The sequence below is a fragment of the Arthrobacter sp. SDTb3-6 genome (assembly GCF_013376095.1).
Classification (GTDB): Bacteria; Actinomycetota; Actinomycetes; order Actinomycetales; family Micrococcaceae; genus Specibacter.
Genome location: NZ_JAAMFN010000016.1, coordinates 75,632 through 91,643, shown reverse-complemented (window position 1 = coordinate 91,643; position 16,012 = coordinate 75,632). Strand labels below are relative to the sequence as shown.

Genomic DNA, 16,012 nt, shown 5'->3' with positions numbered 1-16,012 from the left:
AGCTGCACCAACTCGGATACCAGGTCACCCTCACCCAGGCAGCCTAACTCACCCTATTTTCGTATCAGTTGGGAGCTGGGGGAGGGTGGCGGCGGCTTCGAGGACTGTCCAGCGCTGCACTGCGGCGGACAGGATGGCCGGTTCCGGCACGGCGGCAAGCGCCCGGGCCGTGCCGGTGACCAGGCGGGCGGCCGCCGCCCGCGATTCCCCGGGCAGCCGCGGCTCCTGCGCGGCCAGGGCCAGGTAGCGGCAAAGGATGCCGGTGAACAGGCTGCCATCGGCGCCGGGCTCCAGTCGCAGCCCGCCGTCCGCAGTGGCCAGCCGGCGCTCGACGGCGGCCACCAGCTCCGCGGCCTGGCCCGCGTATTGCGGGTGGTCCAGTTCAAGCAGGGCCGCCAGGATGGGCCCCTGGTTGTAGGTGAAGATGGTGCGCTCCACCTCCGGCCCCGAGGCGGTGGGGTGGACGCCGTCCAGGTACAGCCCGGTCCCGGCCTTCAGCCCGGTCCCGGCGTCGAAGAGTTCAACGCGCAGCCAGTCCGCCAGGGCCCGTGCATGGTCCGGCTCGCCGCTGCGGGCAAAGTGCAGGGCGGCCGGTCCGTTGGCGGGCGTGTTCTTGTAGTCGCGCTTGCGGGACCAGTAGATGCCGCCGCCCAGGACGGTGTCGTATGCGGAGCGCAGCTGGCCCGCCAGCGTGGCGGACGCGAAGCCTGCCAGTGCGGCCTGCGTGCTGCCAGCCGCCCTCGCAAGCCCGCCGAGCCGGTCCGCGGCCAGCGCCAGCCAGGCCATGTCGTCGTAATAATAGTTGGGGAAGCGGCCAAAGTTGCGCAGCAGGATGCCGCGCAGCAGCGCCTTGCCCCGCGCCACGTCCCGCGTGGCGGCCGCCCGGTTGCCGTGGCGGAGGCTGCGCCAGCCGGAGTCGACCACGGCGTCGAGGTAGTGGGCCTGCCACCAGTAATGCCACTCCGACCACGGTGCCTGGACGGGGGCGGGCCAGGCGACGGCGCCGATCCAGGTGCCCGGCAGCCCCATGAGCCGGTGGCCAAAGCGGGCATGGACGGCACGCGCGGCTGCGGCGGCGGGCGCTGCCCAGTCCGTGTCCGGCTGCCCGCCCGCCTGCCCGGCACCGTGCCCCGTGCTGTTCCGCGTCATGTACACAGCGTACTGTTTGCCGTGGGGGCCGCCGTTTTCAGTTAGTATGCATTAACGCAAAGCCACGGCCCTGCTACGGGCCCGCGGACCTCAACGAGGAGGAAACATGGAAATTTCAGGCAACGGCACCGTTGCGCTCATCACCGGCGGCGCATCCGGACTCGGGGCCGCCACGGCGAGGCGCCTGCATGCGGCGGGGGCCGGCGTCGTGCTGGTGGACCTGCCCTCGTCCAAGGGCGCGGAGCTCGCCGCCGAACTCGGGGACCGGGCAGTGTTTGCCCCTGCGGACGTCACCGACGAGGACCAGGTGCGCGCCGCAGTTGCGGCGGCGGCCGGGCTGGGCACGCTGCGGATCGTGGTCAACTGCGCCGGCGTCGCCACGCCCGGCAAGGTGCTGGGGCGCGACGGGGTGCTGCCGCTGGAGCAGTTCAACCGCGTGGTCCAGATCAACCTGGTGGGCACCTTCAACGTGGTGCGCCTGTGCGCCGAGGCCATGGCGGCGGCCGAACCGCTCGCCGGCGAATTCGGCCCCGAGCGCGGCGTCGTCGTCAACACCGCGTCCGTGGCTGCCTTTGACGGGCAGATCGGCCAGCCCGCCTACGCCGCGTCCAAGGGCGCCGTGGCCGCCATGACACTGCCGCTGGCGCGTGAACTGGCCCGCTCGCTGGTCCGCGTGGTGACCATAGCGCCCGGCATCTTCGAGACGCCCATGCTGGCGGGGCTGCCGCAGGCCGCGCAGGATTCGCTGGGGCAGCAGGTGCCGCACCCGTCGCGCCTGGGCAAGCCGGCCGAATACGCCGCGCTGGTGGAGCACATCGTCGCCAACGCCATGCTCAACGGCGAGACCATCCGGCTTGACGGCGCGATCCGGATGGCACCCAAGTGACAGGGCTCCCCGAGGCAGACTTTTACGGCTTCGAATCCCTGTTGACCGCCACCGAGGCCGCCAAGCTGGCGCAGCTGCGCGGGTTCCTGGCCGGTGAGGTGGCCCCGCACGCCACCGGCTGGTGGAACGACGCCGAGTTCCCGGCCCACATCCTGCCCGGGCTCGCCGCGCTGGGGCTCGCGGTCCCGGACCGGCGCCACTTCAGCCACCTGTTCACGGGCCTGGTGGTCGCCGAGATGACGCGGACCGACACCTCCCTGGCCACGTTCTTCCTGGTCCACCACGATCTCTTCGTCCAGGCCCTCATTGACTTCGGCTCCCAAGACCAGAATGAGCGCCTGCTCCCGGACGCCATCGCGCTGCGCACCACGGGCGCCTTCGCGCTGACGGAGCCGGAGCACGGCAGCGACGTGGCCGGCGGCATGGCCACCACCGCGCGCAGGGTGGAGGACGGTGCCGGCGCCACCCACTGGGTGCTCAACGGCGCCAAGCGGTGGATCGGCAACGGCACCTTTTGCAACCACATGATGCTTTGGGCCAAGGATGCTGACACGGGGGCGGTGCGCGCCTTCATCCTTGACGCGTCGCTGGCGGGCGTCACGCGCACCAAGATTGAAAACAAGATCGCGCTGCGGACCGTGCAGAACGCGCACATCCTGCTTGATGACGTGAGGGTGGAGGAGCGTGACCGCTTCAGCGGCATCGGCTCCTTCGCCGACACGAACAAGCTGCTGCGCAGCTCACGGATCTCCGTGGCGTGGCAGGCGGTGGGACAGCAGCTGGCCGCGTTCGACGTGGCCCGGGCCTACGCCGTCGAACGCCGGCAGTTCGGAAAGCCGCTGGCATCCTTCCAGCTGATCCAGGGGCAGCTGGTGAAAATGCTGGGCAACGCCACATCGTCGCTGGCCATGATGGTGCGCATCGCCGCGCTGCAGGACGCAGGCGGGGACGCGGATGCCACGATGGCGCAGGTGGCGCTGGCCAAGGCACACACCACGGCGGCCATGCGCGAAACCGTGGCAATGGGCCGTGCCATCCTGGGCGGCAACGGCATTGTCACCGATTACCGCATGGCGAAGATCTTTGCCGACGCCGAGGCCATCTACACCTACGAGGGCTCGCAGGAGGTCAACACCCTGATCGCCGGCCGGGCCGTCACGGGCATCTCCGCCATCGTGTGAGCCGTGGTGCGGGCCGCCCCGCCCGCGGGAGCCCCGGGCGCCCCTACCGCGGGCTGCGCTCGCCGGCCTCGATGGGGGCGTTGATGCGGTTGCCTGCAACGGGCGCGGGGCAGGTGCCGTAGTCGGTGAACGCGCTGGGGTAGTTGATGGCGCGGTTGAAGTCCACCACCACGGTGCCGTCCGGGCGCGGGCGGGCCACTTCCAGCTTGCGCCAGTGGGAGCTGGTGACGTTGTTGGTGTCATCAAGGAAGGTGACCAGCAGCGAGCCGAGCCGGCCCTGCTCCGCGGCGAGCCGGTGGCTTGTCCCATTGAGAGCAAACACCACCTCGCCCACCAGCACGGCCACGCCCGGCACCTCCGGGTTCGCCGTCGCAATGTCAACGGAGCGGGGCTCCGCATACGGTTCAAAAGTGCCCGTGACCACCAGGCCGGGGTTGTAGCCAAAGACCGGCACGCCCGTGAACTGCGTCAGGACGGGGGAGCGGGCGTCGCGGGTGCGGACCATGTAGCGGTTGGCGCGCATGCCCAGTTCCACCACCACTGAGCCGAACCGGACCCACAGGAGGGATTCCTCGTCGGCCAGGGCGGCCGTGATGGTTCCGGCCACGGCGGCGCCGCCTTCCACCAGCGTGAGGCCGTCGCCGGCGGCGGCGGTGAGGGACGCCGTCGTGCCGTCGGAGCCCCACAGGCCGGGGATGCCCTCCAGGGCGGCGGGCTCCGCGGGCAGCCACTGGAAGGAGGTGAGCGTCAGCCAGCCGTGTTCGGCGGCCAGCGCGGTGTTGCGGCCGGCACGGAAGCGGTCCCAGCGCTCGGTCAGGCGGGTCAGTTCCGGGGCTTGCGTGGTCATGGTGCTCCTGTCGGGCATGGACAATTTCACAGTAGGCACAACGGGGGCGGGGTGGCCGCTATTCCGGGCCGCCGCGGTGGAACAATGGGGGCATGGGATCGAACAACCACCTGAACAAGGACATGGCCCGCTTTGCCCCGGGGACAGTGGAAACCCTGGACGGGGACCACGTCAAACTGACGCTCACCCGCGACTACGCGGCCGCGCCGGAGGAGGTCTGGGCGATGCTGACGGACCCGGCCAAAACGGAAATGTGGTGGTGCCGGGTGCGCGGCCGGGCCCGGACCGGCTCCTCCTTCGACCTCAAGTGGCTCAACGTCAAGGACGAGGGCCACGGCATCGAGACGGACTGGTGGAACGGGCGCGTGGTGGAGGCCCGGGAGCCGGAGGCCCTGGAGATCAGCAACGCCATGCACGGGACCATCCGTGCCGACCTCACGGCAACCGGCACCGGCACACGGCTGGTTTTCACCAACGTCATTTCCGTGCCGGAGGAAGTGATCCTGATGTCGCTGGCCGGCTGGCACGTCCACCTGGACCACCTGGCCGAGGCGCTGGACGGCAGGGCCGTGGACTGGCAGCACTGGTGGGACGACTTCTTCCCGTGCTGGGAGGATGTCCACGCCGCCTACACGGCGTCCAGGGGTTGAGGCCAACTGGCGGCTGCGCGCGGCCGCAACGTAGTATCCATCAGGCCCATGTATCCAACGTTGCATGCGGGCACCCCGGAACCACAAACCGTAAGGACGTTGACCCATGAGCCCTGAACTGCCGAACATGCCTGCCGACCCGGCCGAGGACACCGACCTTCGCCGCGACGTCCGCCGCGTCAGCACGCTGCTGGGCGAGTCGCTGGTGCGCCAGCACGGCCCGGAACTGCTGGCCATGGTGGAGCAGGTGCGGCTGCTGACCAAGGAGTCCAAGGAGGCCGCGCGCGGGGAAACGGGCACCGGCCCGTGGAGTGCGAACGACGTCGCCGAGCAGGTCCGCGAGGTCCTCGCCTCCCTGCCCCTTGAGCAGGCAACCGAGCTGGTGCGTGCCTTTGCGTTTTACTTCCACCTGGCCAACGCCGCGGAGCAGGTCCACCGGGTCCGCAGCCTGCGCACCCGCGCCGAGGACGACGGCTGGCTGGCCCGGACCGTCACCGAGATCGCCGGGAAGGCAGGTGCCGGGGCGCTGCAAAGGGTGGTCGACGAACTCGACGTCCGCCCCGTTTTCACCGCCCACCCCACCGAGGCGTCCCGGCGCTCCGTGCTGGACAAGGTGCGCAAGCTCTCCGACATCCTGGCCACGCCGTCCGAGGAAGGCAGCAGCGCCCGCAGCCGCCAGGACCGCAAGCTGGCGGAGATCATCGACCAGATGTGGCAGACGGACGAGCTCCGCAGGGTCCGCCCCACGCCGATGGACGAGGCCCGCAACGCCATCTACTACCTGCGCAACATCCTCACGGACGCCATGCCCGAGGTCCTGGCCGAGCTCAGCGGGCTGCTTGGCAGGCACGGCGTGCGGCTGCCCGAGGACGCCGCGCCGCTGCGGTTCGGCTCCTGGATCGGCGGCGACCGGGACGGCAACCCCAACGTCACCCCGGACGTCACCCGCGAGGTGCTGGTCCTGCAAAACGCCAACGCCGTAAAGATCAGCATCGCCATGGTCGACGGGCTGCTCTCCATCCTCTCCAACTCCAGCTCGCTTTACGGCGCTTCCCCCGAGCTGACCGACTCCATCGCCGAAGACCTCGCGAAGCTGCCCGGGCTCGACCCGCGCGTGCTCGAGCTCAACGCCGAGGAACCGTACCGCCTCAAGCTCACCTGCATCAAGGCCAAGCTGCTCAACACCCGCAAGCGGGCCGCCGCGGACGCCTACCACGAGCCCGGCCGCGACTACGCGGACACCGCGGGCCTGCTGGCGGACCTGGCCCTGCTGGACACGTCGCTGCGCAACAACTCGGCCACCCTGGTGGCTGACGGCGCCCTGGCCACGGTGCGCCGCGCCGTCGCCTCCTTCGGCCTGCACCTGGCCACGCTGGACATCCGGGAGCACGCGGACCACCACCATGACGCCGTCGGCCAGCTCATGGACCGCGTGGGCGAACTGGCCGTGCCGTACGCGGAGCTGGACCGGGCCGGGCGTATGGCTGTGCTTGGCGCAGAACTTGCCAGCCACCGCCCGCTCTCCGGCCACCCGATCAGGCTCGACGGCGCCGCGGACGGCACGTACGACGTCTTCCGGGTGGTGCGCCGCGCCCTGCGCACCTACGGGCCCGACGTGATCGAAAGCTACATCATTTCCATGACCCGCGGTGCGGACGACGTCCTGGCCCCGGCCGTGCTGGCCCGCGAGGCCGGGCTGGTCCAGCTCACCGGCGACACCCGCTACGCAAAGATCGGCTTCGCCCCGCTGCTGGAGACCGTGGAGGAATTGCGCGCCTCCGCCGAAATCGTGGACGAACTCCTCTCCGACCCCTCCTACCGCGAACTGGTCCGGCTGCGCGGGGACGTGCAGGAAATCATGCTCGGCTACTCCGACTCCAACAAGGAATCCGGCGTCATGACCAGCCAGTGGGAGATCCACAAGACCCAGCGGAAGCTGCGCGACGTCGCGGTCAAGCACGGTGTGAACGTGCGCATGTTCCACGGGCGCGGCGGCTCCGTGGGACGCGGCGGCGGGCCCACCTATGACGCCATCCTGGCCCAGCCCAACGGCGTGCTTGAAGGCGCCATCAAGTTCACCGAGCAGGGCGAGGTCATCTCCGACAAGTACTCGCTGCCCGAGCTGGCGCGTGAAAACCTGGAGCTGTCCCTGGCCGCCGTCATGCAGGCCTCCGCCCTGCACCAGGCGCCGCGCCACACCGAGGACGACCTGGTCCGCTTCGGGGCGGTCATGGAGATTGTCTCCGACGCCGCCTTCGCCAGCTACCGAACCCTGATTGACGACGACGACCTCCCCGCCTACTTCCTGGCCTCCACCCCGGTGGAGCAGCTGGGCAGCCTGAACATCGGCTCCCGCCCGTCCAAGCGGCCCGACTCAGGGTCAGGTCTGGGCGGGCTGCGCGCCATCCCGTGGGTGTTTGGCTGGACGCAGTCGCGGCAGATCGTGCCCGGCTGGTTTGGCGTGGGCTCGGGCCTCAAGGCCGCCCGCGAGGCCGGCCATGAATCGGAACTGGTCGAGATGCTGGAGCACTGGCACTTCTTCTCCTCCACCATCTCCAACGTGGAAATGACCCTCGCGAAGACTGACATGGAGATCGCCGCGCATTACGTGCGCACTCTGGTCCCCGAGCCGCTGGCGCACCTGTTTACCACCATCCGGGCCGAATATGAGCTGACCGTGGCGGAAATCCGGCGGCTCACGGGCGAGGGCGAACTGCTGGAGCGGCAGCCGCTGCTCCAGCGCTCACTCAGCGTGCGCGACCAGTACCTGGACCCCATTTCCTACCTCCAGGTGGAGCTGCTGCGCAGGGTCCGGGAAGCGGCCATCAGCAAAACGGAGGTGGATGAGCGCCTGCAGCGGGCCATGCTCATCACCATCAACGGGGTCGCCGCCGGCCTGCGGAACACGGGGTAGGCCCCGCCCGCCGGCATTTTTGCTCGCAGCCCGGCCCACATAGGCTGGATCCATGCCATCCTTCCGCGCCACCGTCCAGATCACCGGCCTGCGCCCCGGCCATGCCCCGGAGGAGGTCATGGACACGGCCGTGGCGGTCGTGGCCTCCCGCCATGTCGTGGAGGCCAACCAGCTCGACGTCGTCGCCGGGGTCCCGCGCATCACGGTGCGTTTCATGGTGGAGGCCAGCGAGTACGACGCCGAGAACCGCCTGGCGCGAGACGCCGTGGCCTCGCTGGGGCACGGGGTCAACACCGTGGCCACCACGGGTGCCCTGCGTGCCTTCCGCCGCTCCGCCGGAAAGTGGCTCCCGATCTAGCCCACCCCATCGGGGAAGGTGGAGAGGCGCAGCCGGGAGGCGTACGACGTCGGCTCTCCCGTGAGCGGGTCGGTGAAGGAAATGCTGTGGGCCAGCAGCTGCAGCGGCCTTGCGTAGTCGTCGGGCGCCTGCTCGTGCAGGACGGGGTAGAAAGGGTCGTTGAGGATGCCGATGCCCTGCGAGGCCAGGTGGACGCGCAGCTGGTGGGTCTTGCCCGTGTGCGGCGCCAGGTTGTAGAGGCCCAGCAGCGTGCCGGTGGCGGGATCCTGGCGGGTGTCCAACAGCTCGATCCGGGTTTCCGCGTTGGGCTCCCCGGGCACTTCCTGGGCCAGCAGATAGGTGCGCGACTTCATCATCCGGCTGCGCACCACGAGGGGAAATTCCAGTTCCGGGCGGACGGGTGCCGCGGCCCGGTAGGTCTTTTGGATGCGCCGTTTTTCAAACAACAGCTGGTATTTGCCGCGGGTCTCCGGGTTGGCGGAGAACAGCAGCACACCCGCCGTCATGCGGTCCAGGCGGTGGATCGGCACCAGTTCGGGCAGGTCCAGCAGCACGCGCAGGCGGACCAGCGCCGATTCCTGCACGTACATGCCGCCGGGCGTCGTCGGCAGGAAGTGCGGCTTGTCCACCACCACCAGGTTTTCGTCCTGGTGCAGGATGGACAGCTCCACGGGCAGCCGCTTTTCCACGGGCAGCTCGCGGTAGTACCAGATGAACACGTGCTCGTTCAGGGGGGTGGAGGGCGTGACCACCTCGCCGCCAAGCGCCTTCACCTCGCCGCGGACAAATCGGTCCACGATTCCCGCCGGGTCAACGTGGTTGAACTTGTCCAGCACGTATTCCATGGCGGTGGCCCACGGGCCCTCCTCCGGCATGCGCATGCGGGTGGCATTGACGCCGTTGCGCACGGGAAGGGGGGATTTCATCACCCTTCAAGGGTACCGAGCGTTCCTGAACGCCCGGACCACAACTGTCCCCGGCCACTGCCGTCCCGGGGGTAAGGTCGACATTGACGGCCGGCGCACCCTGTGGCGCCGATTTTGCGGCCGGTATGCGTGGATGGGATTGTTTGGTGAATCGGCGGGGCATTGGCATGATGGCTTCGGCCCACCTGGTCGACGACCTTTACCAGGGCGTGGTGCCGGCCATGCTGCCCTTCTTCGTCTCTGAGCGGCACTACAGTTACGCAGCGGTGGCCGGGCTGACGCTGGCGGCAACCATGCTGTCCTCCGTGGTCCAGCCCGCCTTTGGCGTGTGGACCGACCGCAAGCCGCGCCGCTGGCTCATTCCCGCGGGCATGACGACGGCGGCACTGGGCGTGGGTGCCGCGGGCCTGTTCCCCGGCTATGCCGTGACCTGGGTGATGGTTGCCATCTCCGGCATCGGCATCGCGGCCTTCCACCCCTCCGCGGCCAGCGCGGCCCGCAGGGCCGCCGGTGACAGCAACCGCGCCATGAGCCTTTTTGCCCTGGGCGGCAACGTCGGTTTTGCGCTGGGCACACTCATGGCGACGCCGGTGCTGCTGTGGCTGGGCCTGCGCGGCACCGCGCTGCTGATCCTGCCGGCCCTCGCCATGGCCGCCGTCCTGGTGAAATGGCTGGCCCCGGTGCTCGACGGCCCGGTGGGCGCCCGCCACCCCTCCACCATGCCCAAGGGCCGCGACAACTGGCCGGAATTCCTCAAGCTCACCTCCGTCGTGGTGGTGCGCTCCATCATCTTTTTTGGGCTGAGTTCATTCCTGGCCCTGTACTTCATCAACGGACTGGGCACCTCCGAAGTGGTTGGCGGCGCGGCACTGACCGTGTTCCTGGCCTCGGGGGCAGTCGGGACGCTGCTGGGCGGCTGGCTGGCAGACCGCTTCGGCCCCCTGGTCTCCATCCGCTACGGCTTCGCCTTCTGCCTCCCGGCCATGGCCGGCCTGGTCCTGGCCCCCAACTGGCAGGTCGCACTCATTTTTGTGGTGTTGACGGGTGTTGGCGTGTTCGTGCCGTTCAGCGTCTTTGTCATCCTGGGGCAAAACTACCTGCCGAACCGGGTGGGCACGGCCAGCGGCGTCACCGTGGGCCTGGCGGTCACCGTCGGCGGCCTGTTCAACCCGGTCCTGGGCACCTTGGCCGATGCGACGAGCCTGCACTTTGTGCTCATCGTGCTGATCGGCCTCCCCGCGCTCGCGCTGGTGTTGGCAGCGTTCCTCCATGACCCCCGCACGGCAAAAAGGGCCAGCACGCAGCTGACCAATCCTGCAGCCCAGCCGGACCGTTGAACGCCTTGAGGCGGCGCCCTTCCCGGTGATGCAGGGCAGCCGGGCGTTGCCGGTCCATCACGGACGGATGGCAACGACCACCCCCGCCTTAAAGCGAAGCTCAGCCCAGGCCGGCCTGACACCGCGGGCACCAGTAAATGTCCCGCGCGGCATGTGTGGGAAAGGCGGGGTCGCCCATCTTTGCGTGGCGGACCAGGGAGCCGCACCTCTTGCAGGGCCTTCCTGCCTGCCCGTAGACCCACAGCGCGGCGTCTCCCCGGGCCGGCCCGCCCGTGGTGCTGCGGACGGGCCGGTCCTTGTTGGCCTCGAGCAGCCGCCGGGCCAGCTCCACGATCCGCGGCAGCCCCGGCACGAGGGACACGGGGGTTTCCGGGTGCACGCCGCCCAGAAAGCACAGCTCGTTCCGGTAGATGTTGCCAATCCCGGCCAGGTTCCTTTGGTCCAGCAGCGCCAGCCCGACGGGCAGCTCCCCAGCCTGCCGCAGCCTGCGCAGCGCTTCCTCCGCATCCCAGTCCGGACCCAGGAGGTCGGGCCCCAAATGCCCGACGGCGGCCCGTGCCCCCTCCTCCGAGAGGACTTCCAAGGTGGCCAGGGAGAAACCCACGGCGACTGCCCGCCCCGTGGTGAGGACGGCCCGCGCGGTATGGGCCGGGCGCCGCCACCGGGCGGCCCGCCCGCCTGCCGGCTGGCCCGCAGCATTCCCTGCGGGGTATATGTCCCAGTGGCCCTCCAGGGCCAGGTGGGAATGGATCACGGCGGCCGGGCGGTCCGGGCCGCCTGCGGCCAGCCGCATCAGCAAATGCTTGCCGCGGGAGCGGACGTCCTGCACCATGCGGCCGGAGAAATCCGCGGTGGCAAGCTGTGGCACGCGGAAATCGCATCCTGTAAGGACCTGCCCGGCGAGGGCGGCATGGAGGTCCCGGGCCTGCCGCCAGACGGTGTCGCCCTCAGGCACGGATCCGCACCCCCGATGGTGAGCTGTAGGCCCCGGCCCCCAGCAGGGCTGCCGCCAGCGGCGTGTCCAGGATGCCGGCGCCGTTGACCTTTTCCATGGCCAGCCTGTCCACCCCGCCGCCCTTGACCACCTGCACCAGGGCCCCGGCAGCCAGGGCCACCCGGGCGTCGTCGTCGCTGAAGCACAGCAGCGTCCTGCCGCCGCGCTCCACGTACAGGACCAGGGCGCCGTCGACCATCACCACCAGCGCCCCTGCCTTCCGGCCCGGCCGGTGGCCCGATTCCAGCGGCGGCCAGGCCAGCGCCGCACCGTAGGGGTTGGCGGGGTCCGTGGCGGCCAGCGCAAGGGCCTGGGGCGGGCGCGGATTGACGGCGGCATCCTGGCTGAACGCGCGCAGCCGATCCACCGTGGCGGGCACCGCGAACTGCGCCGCGCCAAGGTGTTCGATGAAATAGCCGCGCCGGCATGTGCCGGTTTCCTCCAAACGGGCCAGCACCTTGTACATCAGCCCGAATCCGCCGGGCACCCCGGCCGCCATGACGGACCCGCGCGTCACCACCCCGTAGCGGTCCAGGAACAGCTCCGCCAGGGCATGGCTGCGCAGGGTGGTCTGTGCAGCGCCCGTCCGGGCATCGGGCCCGGCCTGCCACGGCCCCGGCAGCAGGCTCCACCGCCCGGCGCCCAGCGGTGGCGCACCGCGCTGCCCGGACGCCGCCCGGCCCGGCAGCCGGCCGTAGCGCCCGGACCGGGCCGGGCGGAGCCGCGACGGCGCCGGACGCTGCCGGTGCGCCGAGTGGCCGCCCGCCAGCAGCGCGCGGACGGGGGCGAAGGTGTCGTTGCTGATCCGGCCGGCCCAAAACAGTTCCCACAGGGCAGCCGTCAGCTCGTCGTCGGCGGGAACACCGTCCGGGCCGTCGGCCGACATTTCGCGCAGCTGGTGGAAGAAATAGGCGCCGCCGCCGGACAGCCCGGACAGGAGGCGGCCGGCCAGCGGGGACTCGGCAAAGTCGGCCACGGGGTTGAGCGTGAGCTCGGCCGACTCCGCCACGTGGAGGCTGAGCCAGCCGTCGCTGCCGCCCAGCGCACCGGCCCCGGACACCACCACCTCGCCCGTGGCCGTGAGCTCGTCGAGCATGGCCGGGCGGTAGTCCGCCACACGCTGCGCCAGCACCAGCGGCTCCCACGCCGACGCCGGAATGGGCACGCCGGCCAGCTGGTCCACCACCGTCAGCAGCCCGTCCAGGCCGCGCAGCGCCGGCGGTCCGGAGGCCGCGGACACGTGCTGCCACGCCGGCAGGAACCGGCCGAACGTGGCGGCGTCCACCGGTTCCACCTCGGCGCGCAAGGCGGCAAGGGAGCGCCGGCGCAGGCGCCGCAGGACTTCGACGTCGCACCACTCGGCAACGCCGCCCTCAGCCCGGTTGGGCAAAAACTCGCCCTCGGTGATCCTTTTGTCAGCGGCCAGCCGGGCCAGGCCTGAATGCACGACGGCGATGCCCAGTCCCAGCCGGGCCGCCACCTCGGCGGCGGTGAAGGGCCCGTGCGTGCGGGCATGGCGGCCCAGGAGGTCGCCGAGTGGATCGGCGACGGGTTCGATGAAGGCCAGCGGCACACCCATGGGCAGCGGGGTGCCGAGGGCATCGCGCAGCCGGGCGGCGTCCTCGATCGCGGCGAAGCGTTCGTCGCCCGCCACATTGACGCGCAGCGCCCGGTTGGCCCTGACCAGCTCCGCGAGGTGCCCGGCCGCCGCGGCCACGTGCCCGGCCCCGGCTTCGTCCGGCCCGGTGCCGGCCCCGGCGGCCGGTGGGCCGGGCTGGGGGAGCAGCCGGGCGGCCACCTCCGCAACGGACAGCGGGCCGAGCAGGCGCAGCAGGTCGGCCACGCCCTCCAGGCCGCGTGCGCGGCGGTCCGGGGCGAGCCGCTGGAGCTCGGCCTCGGTGTCGGCGATGGCCTGCGGATCGAGGAGCTCGCGCAGCTCCGCCCGGCCCAGCAATTCGTCCAGCAGGGCCGGATCCAGGGACAGGGCGGCGGCACGGCGCTCGGCCAGCGGTGAATCGCCCTCGTACAAAAACGACGCCACGTAGCCGAACAGCAGCGACCGGGCAAAGGGTGACGGCTGCTGGGTGGTGGTTTCCACGATCCGCAGCTCGCGCCGCCCGATGGAGGCGGCGATTTCCTTCAAGGCGGGGAGGTCGTAGACGTCCTGGAGGCATTCACGGACGGTTTCGAGCACGATGGGAAACTGCGGGTACTTCCGGGCCACATCCAGCAGCTGGGCGGAGCGCTGGCGCTGCTGCCACAGGGGCGAACGCTTGCCCGGGGTCTGCCGGGGCAGCAGCAAGGCACGGGCCGCGCACTCGCGGAAGCGGCTGGCAAAGAGGGCCGAGCCGCCCACCTCTGCGGTGACAATGCCGTCCAGCTCATCGGGTTCAAAGAGGAACAGCTCGGCGCCGGGCGGTTCGTCCTCCATGAGGGGCACGCGCAGCACAATGCCGTCGTCGGAGGCCATGGCCGAGCCGTCCAGCCCGTAGCGTTCATGCAGCCGGGCGGCCACCGCCAGGGCCCACGGGGCGTGGACGGGCATGCCGAAGGGGCTGTGGAGGACCACGCGCCAGTCGCCGAGCTCGTCATGGAAACGCTCCACCATGAGGGTCTTGTCGTCGGGGACGACGGCGGTGGCGGCCTTTTGCTCGTCCAGGTAGCCAAGCAGGTTGTTGGCGGCCCAGGCGTCCAGACCCGTGGCCCGGCACCGCTCCAGCGCCTTGTCCTTGGGCGCGGCGCTGAGTTCTCGGATGAAGGCTCCGAGCGCCCGCCCCAGCTCCACCGGCCGGCCCAGCGAATCCCCCTTCCAGAACGGCAGCTTGCCCGGCTGGCCGAACGCGGGGGAGACCAGCACGCGGTCAAAGGTGATGTCCTCGATCTTCCAGCTCGTGGCGCCCAGGGCAAAGACGTCGCCCACGCGGGATTCGTAGACCATTTCCTCGTCGAGCTCGCCCACGCGCCGCCCGCCCTTGGCCGCGCTTGGGCTTGGGCCCCCGGTGGTCGAGCTGGTCGAGACCTCGTCCGAGCCTACGATGAACACGCCGAAGAGCCCCCGGTCCGGGATGGTCCCGCCGGACGTGACGGCCAGCCGCTGCGCGCCGGGCCGGCCGGTGATGGTGCCGGCCGTGCGGTCCCAGACGATGCGGGGGCGAAGTTCGGCAAATTCGTCGGACGGGTAGCGCCCGGCCAGCAGGTCCAGGGTGGCGTCGTAGGCGGAGCGGGGAAGTGCGGCAAACGGGGCGCTGCGCCGGACGGTGCTGAACCAGTCGTCCACGTCGATGGAGCCCAGGGCCGCGGCGGCCACGGTCTGCTGGGCCAGGATGTCCAGCGGGTTCGCCGGCACGAAGAGCGGTTCAATGTGGCCGGCCAGCATGCGCTCCACCGTGACGGCCGAATGCAGCAGGTCCGCGCGGTGCTTGGGGAACAGGACCCCCTGGGAGATCTCGCCCACCTGGTGCCCGGCGCGGCCCACCCGCTGCAGCCCGCTGGCCACCGACGGCGGCGACTCCACCTGGATCACCAGGTCCACGGCGCCCATGTCGATGCCCAGCTCCAGGCTGGACGTCGCCACGACGCAGCGCAGCCGGCCGGACTTGAGGGCGTCCTCGATCAGGGCCCGCTGCTCCTTGGACACCGAGCCGTGGTGGGCCTTGGCGAGCACGTTCGGCGCCCCGCCCGTGGCGCCGGCCTGTGCCATCATTTCGGCCGGCAGCCGGTAGACGGGCTTGCCCGGCCGCTGAGTGGGCTCGTTGAAATCCTGCGGCATGTCCGGCTCGAAGGTCCCGACCGGCGCGAAGGTCCCGTCAGGCCCGGCCTCCGGCCCGTCCGGCGTATTTTCCAGCCGTTCCATGTAAATCTCGTTCAGCCGCCCCGTGAGCCGTTCGGCGAGGCGGCGGGAGTTGGCGAAGACGATGGTGGACTTGTTTGCCAGCACATGGTCGACGATCTTTTCCTCCACATGCGGCCAGATCGACGCGTTGGGCTGCAGGCCTGAGGCGGGTCCGAGGTCGTGGGCGCCGGCCAGGGCGGGCAGCTCCGTCATGTCCTCCACGGGCACCGTGACGGTCAGGTTCCAGTTCTTCGAGGCGTGCGGGGCCACAATGGTCACCGGTGCGCTGCCGCCGAGGAAGCGGGCCACGGTCTCGCGCGGCTCGACGGTGGCCGAGAGGCCGATCCGCTGGGCCGGCCTGTCCAGGAGGTTGTCGAGCCGCTCGAGGGAAACGGCCAGGTGGGCGCCGCGCTTGGTGCCGGCCACGGCGTGGACCTCGTCGATGATGACGGTGTGCACGCCGGCCAGGGTTTCCCGGGCCTTGGACGTGAGCATCAAAAACAGCGATTCGGGGGTGGTGATCAGGATGTCCGGCGGGTGGCTGAGCAGGCGCCGCCGTTCATTGGCGGGGGTGTCGCCGGAGCGCACGCCGACGGTGGCGTGCGGGGCCTCCACGCCGAGGCGCCGGGCGGTCTGGGTAATGCCGATCAGCGGGGCGCGCAGGTTGCGTTCCACGTCCACGCCCAGGGCCTTCAGCGGGGAGATGTACAAGACCCCCGTGCCTTCCGTCGTGGAGCCGTCCCGTGCAGCCAGTCCGTCCAGGGCCCACAGAAATGCGGCGAGGGTTTTGCCGGAACCGGTCGGGGCCACGACGAGCGAATGGGCCCCCCCGGCAATGGCCTCCCAGGCGCCGGATTGCGCGGGCGTCGGGGCGCCGAAGGCACCCAAAAACCATTCGCGGGTGGGCGCCGCGAACCGGCCCATGGGGCCGCCGTCGG

At 70.7% G+C, this 16,012-nt stretch carries 11 protein-coding genes; 6 read left to right on the top strand and 5 right to left on the bottom strand.

All coding sequences use genetic code 11. The features are described 5' to 3' along the window. Positions 1-48: 48 nt before the first annotated feature. Positions 49-1,149 (bottom strand): glycoside hydrolase family 76 protein, encoded by a 1,101-nt coding sequence (locus tag G6035_RS09870; RefSeq protein WP_176616902.1) that lies wholly within the window; start codon positions 1,147-1,149, stop codon positions 49-51. A 106-nt stretch (positions 1,150-1,255) separates the two neighbouring features. On the opposite strand from G6035_RS09870, the gene G6035_RS09865 reads away from it, so the two are divergent. Then, on the top strand, positions 1,256-2,035 hold the full coding sequence (locus G6035_RS09865; protein ID WP_176616901.1) for an SDR family NAD(P)-dependent oxidoreductase: 780 nt from the start codon (positions 1,256-1,258) through the stop codon (positions 2,033-2,035). Continuing rightward, positions 2,032-3,216: an acyl-CoA dehydrogenase family protein gene (locus G6035_RS09860; protein WP_176616900.1), complete on the top strand. Its 1,185-nt coding sequence runs from the start codon at positions 2,032-2,034 to the stop codon at positions 3,214-3,216. The genes G6035_RS09865 and G6035_RS09860 overlap by 4 nt, the downstream gene beginning before the upstream one ends. A gap of 43 nt (positions 3,217-3,259) precedes the next feature. Here the strand turns inward: G6035_RS09860 and G6035_RS09855 are convergent, their stop codons facing one another. After that, a complete protein-coding gene (locus G6035_RS09855) occupies positions 3,260-4,063 on the bottom strand; it encodes a DUF1684 domain-containing protein (protein ID WP_176616899.1) in 804 nt (267 codons plus the stop codon). Between the two features lie 92 nt (positions 4,064-4,155). Between G6035_RS09855 and G6035_RS09850 the strand changes: the two genes are divergently transcribed. From G6035_RS09850 to G6035_RS09840, 3 genes are all read left to right on the top strand, one after another. After that, complete coding sequence (locus G6035_RS09850) at positions 4,156-4,713, top strand: SRPBCC domain-containing protein (RefSeq protein WP_176616898.1); 558 nt, start codon at positions 4,156-4,158, stop codon at positions 4,711-4,713. A 106-nt stretch (positions 4,714-4,819) separates the two neighbouring features. Continuing rightward, a complete protein-coding gene (gene ppc / locus G6035_RS09845) occupies positions 4,820-7,627 on the top strand; it encodes a phosphoenolpyruvate carboxylase (protein WP_256127878.1) in 2,808 nt (935 codons plus the stop codon). Between the two features lie 52 nt (positions 7,628-7,679). After that, a complete protein-coding gene (locus G6035_RS09840; RefSeq protein WP_176616897.1) occupies positions 7,680-7,985 on the top strand; it encodes a hypothetical protein in 306 nt (101 codons plus the stop codon). Here G6035_RS09840 and G6035_RS09835 read toward each other — a convergent pair. Continuing rightward, a complete protein-coding gene (locus tag G6035_RS09835) occupies positions 7,982-8,911 on the bottom strand; it encodes a pseudouridine synthase (protein WP_176616917.1) in 930 nt (309 codons plus the stop codon). The two genes, G6035_RS09840 and G6035_RS09835, sit on opposite strands and share 4 nt — an antisense overlap. 167 nt (positions 8,912-9,078) lie before the next feature. Here G6035_RS09835 and G6035_RS09830 point away from each other — a divergent pair, with 167 nt between their 5' ends. Next, positions 9,079-10,248: an MFS transporter gene (locus G6035_RS09830; protein ID WP_218063080.1), complete on the top strand. Its 1,170-nt coding sequence runs from the start codon at positions 9,079-9,081 to the stop codon at positions 10,246-10,248. Positions 10,249-10,348: 100 nt separating this feature from the next. On the opposite strand, the gene G6035_RS09825 is transcribed toward G6035_RS09830, so the two are convergent. Together G6035_RS09825 and G6035_RS09820 are read right to left on the bottom strand one after the other, a co-directional pair. Beyond that, positions 10,349-11,203, bottom strand: coding sequence for an Fpg/Nei family DNA glycosylase (locus G6035_RS09825; protein WP_176616895.1), 855 nt, complete (start codon positions 11,201-11,203; stop codon positions 10,349-10,351). Beyond that, the gene (locus G6035_RS09820; RefSeq protein WP_176616916.1) at positions 11,196-15,998 is read right to left on the bottom strand and encodes an ATP-dependent helicase; all 4,803 of its coding nucleotides are present in this window, start codon (positions 15,996-15,998) and stop codon (positions 11,196-11,198) included. Before G6035_RS09820 ends, G6035_RS09825 begins: the two co-directional genes overlap by 8 nt. Between the last annotated feature and the right edge of the window lie 14 nt (positions 15,999-16,012).

Coding starts and splice junctions, on each gene's coding strand:
- G6035_RS09870 (WP_176616902.1), bottom strand. CDS start 1,149: ATGACGCGGAACAGCACGGGGCACGGTGCCGGGCAGGCGGGCGGGCAG.
- G6035_RS09865 (WP_176616901.1), top strand. CDS start 1,256: ATGGAAATTTCAGGCAACGGCACCGTTGCGCTCATCACCGGCGGCGCA.
- G6035_RS09855 (WP_176616899.1), bottom strand. CDS start 4,063: ATGACCACGCAAGCCCCGGAACTGACCCGCCTGACCGAGCGCTGGGAC.
- G6035_RS09850 (WP_176616898.1), top strand. CDS start 4,156: ATGGGATCGAACAACCACCTGAACAAGGACATGGCCCGCTTTGCCCCG.
- ppc (WP_256127878.1), top strand. CDS start 4,820: ATGAGCCCTGAACTGCCGAACATGCCTGCCGACCCGGCCGAGGACACC.
- G6035_RS09840 (WP_176616897.1), top strand. CDS start 7,680: ATGCCATCCTTCCGCGCCACCGTCCAGATCACCGGCCTGCGCCCCGGC.
- G6035_RS09835 (WP_176616917.1), bottom strand. CDS start 8,911: ATGAAATCCCCCCTTCCCGTGCGCAACGGCGTCAATGCCACCCGCATG.
- G6035_RS09830 (WP_218063080.1), top strand. CDS start 9,079: ATGATGGCTTCGGCCCACCTGGTCGACGACCTTTACCAGGGCGTGGTG.
- G6035_RS09820 (WP_176616916.1), bottom strand. CDS start 15,998: ATGGGCCGGTTCGCGGCGCCCACCCGCGAATGGTTTTTGGGTGCCTTC.